General features: G+C 70.8%; 1 pseudogene. It reads right to left on the reverse strand.

Annotated features, from left to right (window positions below):
• Positions 1-7: 7 nt before the first annotated feature.
• Positions 8-284: pseudogene (locus SB754_RS19850) on the reverse strand (anthranilate phosphoribosyltransferase); the annotation flags it as partial.

Below are 284 nucleotides of genomic sequence, written 5' to 3' on the forward strand. Positions count from 1 at the left end.
CTGTGCCTTACTGCGTGACTTCAATCCACCGGTCCAGTGCCGCCTGGGCACGGCCGTCATCGATCGAGGCCTCAGCACGGGCGATCCCCGCGGCCAGCCGCTTGCTGAGACTGCCTGCGCCATCAGTATCGAGCGCCACCAAGGCGGCGGCGGCGTTGAGGACAACGGCGTCACGCACGGGTCCCCGGTCCCCGGCCAGGACACTGCGCACCACGGCGGCATTGGCGGCGGCGTCTCCGCCCCGCAAATCGTCCAGGGTGGCCCGGGGTATCCCGAGGTCCAGG

The organism is Leifsonia sp. SIMBA_070, assembly GCF_046534635.1.
Classification (GTDB): domain Bacteria; phylum Actinomycetota; class Actinomycetes; order Actinomycetales; family Microbacteriaceae; genus Leifsonia.